Genomic DNA, 5,434 nt, shown 5'->3' with positions numbered 1-5,434 from the left:
AGTCGGCGTCCGGGTCGTACGCGCCGCCGCGCCCGTTGCCGCCGCCCGCGCCGCCGATGTACTCGGTCGGCTGGTCGTCGCGGCCGCCCCACGCGCGCTGCGTGGGCTCGTCGCGGCCGATGAATTCGGTGCGGTCGTCGTCGAAGGGATCTCGCCCGTGGCGGTTGCCGGCCATCGTTGGTCGCCTCCTGGTCATGCGGGGCGCCCGTCGCGCCCCGTCCGTTCTGGCCCCACAATGCACGCACCGCGCCCCGAAGTGCAATCGGCGGAAGCCAAAAAAGGGAGACGCCCCAGATCGCCCACTGCGGGCCGAACGCGCCTTCGTCGAGAGGCCGCATCAAGGGGCGCATCAGTGTCCGGCCCCGAATCGGCGCCGACGATTACGCGAACCTTCTGCCATATCTTCGTCACTCCAGCCCCAACGACCGTCGATCGCGTTCATTTTGAAACATCAGCGTCTCCCGCGACCTGCACTTATGGGCCGCCGAATGTTTCAAAATGAACGCGATTCCGGGTCGCGGGTACTGATGTGACGCATGTGACCTGCGCCGACGTAGGGATTGTGGGGCGGGCGGCGGAGTGAGGGATTTGGGGCGGGCGAAAAGGCCAAAGGAACGGGTGTGGACGTGGCGCGGGCGGCGGGGTGACGGCGGGCCGTCGTCAAGCAACCGGAAACCCGTAACGCGGGGACGGGCCCAATGCCCGCACCCCGCGCCATGTCCGCACCGTTCGCCACTCTGTCCACGGTGGACACTGCCAGCGCTGCCACAGCAATCGCCACTCCGGACTCGCCCGCCGCTTGGGAACCTGACCAAAAAATGATGCCCGCCAGAATGCCCGCTGACGGCCGATCCCGACTCGCTCCAGGGTTGCACCTCGGCGAGGGGGCCGATGGCGCAGCGGCCCGTGTGCGGCGTTTCGCAGAATTCGGCCCGCGGCCCATCGTCCACGCGCCAATGTCGCGGCGATGTCGTGTCCCATTTTGGGCGACGAACCCGGGAATTCACGGAAAACGGGACAGCGGAATCTCCCGCGAACTGGGCTTTTACACCCGCTCCGTGTCACGTTTTGGGCGACTCGCCGGAACTTGGGGCTGGTGGGGCGCACGTGACGCGGATTGTGGGTGAACGCGGGCACGGGCGCGTGCGCAGACGCGGACTCGGACGCGAGGAGGGGACGTGAAGAGAAGGCGCGACTCGCGGCGGGGGAAGTGGGGTGGGCGGACGGGTTCAGGGCGGGTGAAGGGGCATGGCCGCGCGAAAAGGTGACGGCAGGCCGTCGTCAAGCATCCGGAAACGCGAAACGCGGGGAACGGGCCCAATGCCCGCTCCCCGCGCCCAACCCGCGCCGAACCCGCGCGGCCTACTTGCGCTTGCGCTTCTCGCGGACGCGCACGGCGATGCGCACGGGCGAACCCTCGAAGCCGAACTCCTCGCGGAGGCGACGCTCCAGGAAGCGGCGGTAGCCGTGCTCGAGGAAACCGGTGGTGAACAGGACGATCACCGGCGGACGCGTCGACGCCTGCGTCGCGAACAGCACGCGCGGCAGACGGCCACCGCGCATCGGCGGCGGCACCTCCTGCAGCACGGTGCGCAGCCACGTGTTCAGGCGGCCGGTCGGAATGCGGCGATCCCACGAATCCAGCGCCTCGAGCATCGCCGGCTCGAGCTTCTGCAGCGCGCGCCCGGTCTTCGCGGAAATGTTGACGCGCCGCGCCCACGGCACATGGGACAGCTGCAGGTCGATTTCGCGTTCGAGCAGGTCGCGGCGGTCCTCGTCCATGAGGTCCCACTTGTTGTAGGCGACCACCAGCGCGCGGCCGGAGTCGAGGATCATGCGCAGCACGCGCTGGTCCTGCTCGGCGATCGGCTCGGAGGAATCGACGAGGAAAATGACGACCTCGGAGTTGTCGATCGCCGAGCGGGTGCGCAGCGACGCGTAGAACTCGTGGCCCTGCGCCTGCTTCGTCTTCTTGCGGATGCCGGCGGTGTCGACGAAGCGCCACAGCGAATCCTCGAGCTGCACCAGCGAGTCCACCGGGTCGACGGTGGTGCCGGCGATGTCCGAGACCACGGCGCGGTCCTCGCCGGAGATCTTGTTCAGCAGCGACGACTTGCCCACGTTCGGCTTGCCGACGATGGCCACGCGGCGCGGGCCCTGCGGCTGCGCCTTGGCGCGCGGCACCTCGGGGAAGGCCTTGACCACCTCGTCCATGACGTCCGCGTTGCCGCGGCCGTGCAGCGCCGAGGTCGGGTGCGGCTCGCCCAGGCCCAGTGCCCAGAACTCGGCGACGTCGCCGAGCTGCGAATCCGACTCGAACTTGTTGGCGGTGAGGATCACCGGCTGCTCGGCGCGCTGCAGGCGGCGCGCCATCATCTCGTCGGTGGCGGTGACGCCGACGTTGGTGTCGACGACCATGATGATCACGTCGGCGGTCTCCATCGCCGCCTCCGCCTGGCGGGCGATGGACGCGTTGAGGCCCTTGGCATCGGGGTCCCAACCGCCGGTGTCCTGCACCCAGAAGCGGCGGCCGCCCCAGTCGCCGAGGTAGCTGATGCGGTCGCGGGTGACTCCGGGGAAGTCCTCCACGACTGCTTCGCGACGGCCGATGAACCGGTTGACCATCGTCGACTTGCCCACGTTGGGGCGGCCCACGATGGCGACGGTCGGCAGCGCCTCGTCCTCTTCGGCGGCGGAGCCGAGGACCGAGAACGCTTCCTCCAGGTCCTGCCAGTCCTCGTCGTCCTCGCCGAGTTCGCCGGCTTCGGCGCGGGCGATGGCGTCGGCGATGACGGTCTCGTGGTCGGCGATGGCGCGGTCGATGCCGGCGTCCGGGTCCTCGTGCGCGCCGTCGGCGGTGGCCTGGACGAACTCGGTCGCGCCCTCGCCGGCGTCGCCGTCGACGGAGCCGGGGTAGGCGGCCTCGACGACGTCGAGGATGTGGTCGATGACCTCCTCGACGTCCAGCTCGGAGGTGTCGAGCACCACGGCGTCGTCGGCCGGGCGCAGCGGCGACGTGGCGCGGGAGCTGTCGAGCTCGTCGCGACGGATGACGTCGGCCAGCACCTCGTCGTAGTCGGCGTCGCGGCCGGCGGCGATGTCCTGGGCGTGGCGGCGGCGGGCGCGGACCTCAGCGGCGGCGGTCATGAAGACCTTCGCCGGCACGTCCGGCAACACGACGGTGCCGATGTCGCGGCCCTCGACGACGCAGCGGCCGGCGTCGGCGGCCAGGCGGCGCTGCAGGTCCACGAGGTTCTCGCGCACGGCGGGGATCGCCGACACGGCGGAGACGTTCCGGGTGACCTCGGGGCCGCGAATCTCGCCGGAGACGTCCTCGCCGTCGAGGAGCACCTCCGTCGAACGGGGGTCGTCGCTGACGGACAGCGGCAGGTCGGCGGTGGCGGCGGCGACCGCGTCGGAGTCGGCCGGGTCGATGCCCTGGCGCAGCACCCACAGGGTGGCCACGCGATACATCGCGCCGGTGTCCAGGTACTTGGCGCCGAGGTGCTCGGCGACGGCCCGCGAGACCGTCGACTTGCCGGTGCCCGAGGGGCCGTCGATGGCCAGCAGCAGGGCGTCCGCGGCGGTGGATTCGTTCATGTTTCGGCTGCTCTCAGTTGCGTCGGTCATTTACAGTCCCACCGCCTTGTACAGCGAGGCGAGCTCGGCGCGGTTGAGCGCGCGCAGCGCGCCCGGGGTCTGCTCGCCGAGCTGGACGGTGTGGATCTTGGTGCGCACCAGGCGCTCCACGGGGTAGTCGAGTTCCTTGAGCATGCGGCGCACGATGTGCTTGCGGCCCTCGTGCAGCTCGACGCGGATGATCGACCGGCCCTGCCACACGTCGATGATCTGCGCGAAGTCGGCCTTGGCTGGGCCGTCGTCGAGTTCGACGCCCTTGGTCAGGTCGCGGATCAGCTTGTTGTCCGCCTCGCCCTTGACCGTGGCCATGTACGTCTTGGTGACGTTGTAGCTCGGGTGCATCAGGCGGTTGGCCAACTCGCCGTCGTTGGTCAGGATCAGCAGGCCCTCTGTGGCCGCGTCGAGGCGGCCGACGTGGAACAGGCGCTGGCCGGCGGAGACCTTTTCGCCGATGATGTCGCCGACGCAGGGGCGGCCCTGGTCGTCGCTCATGGTGCACTGCACGCCGCGCGGCTTGTTCAGCACGAAGTACTGCATGTCCTCGTTGACCACGATGCGCGAGCCGTCGACGCGGATGACCGCGACGTTAGGGTCGACGCGGACGCCCTGGCGGGTGACGATCTTGCCGTCGACCTCGACGCGGCCTTCGTCGATGAGACGCTCGGCCATGCGGCGGGAGGCGACGCCGGCCTGGGCCAGCACCTTCTGCAGGCGCACGCCTTCGCCGTCGTTTCCTCCGCCGCCGCGGTTGCGTTCGACGTGCTGGTGTCGGGCGGGGCGGGCCTGGGAGACGTAGTAGTCCCCGGCCTTCTTGGGCTTGTTGCCCCGGTTTCGGTCCGGTGTGCCGTCTCGGCGAGCGGTGGGTGACACGTGTGTCCTCATTCTGTAGAGCGGTGCGGGTTTCGCGTCCGGCGGATCGCCGCCGGCGTGCGTCGCGGGGCTACAGAGAGCAGTCATCCCATCTCGCTCGGCATGTTGCTCGGCGGATGGGACAAGGTGTCGGTGCGCCCCACGGCGATGTCCGCTGGCCAGCCTACCCCACCAAAGCCCTCATGCCCGATTCGGAAAACCAGCCGGGCGCGGCGGCGACGAACCGCTCCCGTTCCATGGCCCCCGCACCTTCGGGCACTGCGCCGAGGACGTCGACGCCGGTGAGGTGCGGCAGGTCCTCCAGGTTGGTGGCGACGATGGGGTCGATCTCCCCCGCGGCGTGCCGAGCGGGCAGCGATCCACCGATCAGACCGATGACGTCCATGCCCCGCCCCTCGGCCACTTCCACGGTCAGCTCGGCGGTGTTGAGGCTGCCCAGCCCCAGCGAGGTGACCACGACGGTCTTTGCGCCGGGCAGCTCCGCCGCGAGATCGGGCAGGCCCCATTCCCGCCTTTCCCCTTCTCCGTCGGCTGCGCTCGCCGGACCATCGGTCGCCCCGCAAGCACTGGCATCCGCGCACCCCACGCCACCGGCGCCGAGCCTCACGAGCAAACCGCCCGCGCCTTCGACGAGCACGGTGCGCCCGGGCCGGTCGAGCGCCCGGATCCGTTCGGCGGCGTCGTCGAGACGCAGCGCGGGCAGCCCGGCGCGGCGCGCGGCGGCCAGCGGCGCCATCGGTTCGGGGTAGCGCGCGAAGCCGTGCAGTTCGGTGATTCCGGTCAGCCGCTCGACGTCATCCAGGTCGCCGCCGCGCCCCAGGACACTTCCGGTCCCGGGGAAACCGGTTTGCGCGGGCTTGACGACGACCACCTCCCTCCCGCAGGAGCGCAGCAGCCCGGCGATTGCGGCGGTGGCGATGGTCTT

The 5,434-nt window shown here is 70.3% G+C and carries 3 protein-coding genes; all 3 read right to left on the bottom strand.

Translation table 11 applies throughout. The features are described 5' to 3' along the window. Window positions 1–1,362: 1,362 nt before the first annotated feature. On the bottom strand, window positions 1,363–3,600 hold the full coding sequence (gene der / locus GX015_RS03765) for a bifunctional cytidylate kinase/GTPase Der (RefSeq protein WP_291342900.1): 2,238 nt from the start codon (window positions 3,598–3,600) through the stop codon (window positions 1,363–1,365). A 30-nt stretch (window positions 3,601–3,630) separates the two neighbouring features. After that, complete coding sequence (locus tag GX015_RS03760) at window positions 3,631–4,509, bottom strand: pseudouridine synthase (protein WP_291342899.1); 879 nt, start codon at window positions 4,507–4,509, stop codon at window positions 3,631–3,633. A 163-nt stretch (window positions 4,510–4,672) separates the two neighbouring features. Then, the coding region (locus GX015_RS03755; protein WP_291342898.1) for an ATP-dependent dethiobiotin synthetase BioD at window positions 4,673–5,434 on the bottom strand (762 nt) is incomplete at its 5' end.

The sequence above is a fragment of the Corynebacterium sp. genome (assembly GCF_012837295.1).
Lineage (GTDB): Bacteria > Actinomycetota > Actinomycetes > Mycobacteriales > Mycobacteriaceae > Corynebacterium.
This window is presented reverse-complemented; position numbering and strand designations above follow the sequence as displayed.

Coding starts and splice junctions, on each gene's coding strand:
- der (WP_291342900.1), bottom strand. CDS start 3,600: ATGAACGAATCCACCGCCGCGGACGCCCTGCTGCTGGCCATCGACGGC.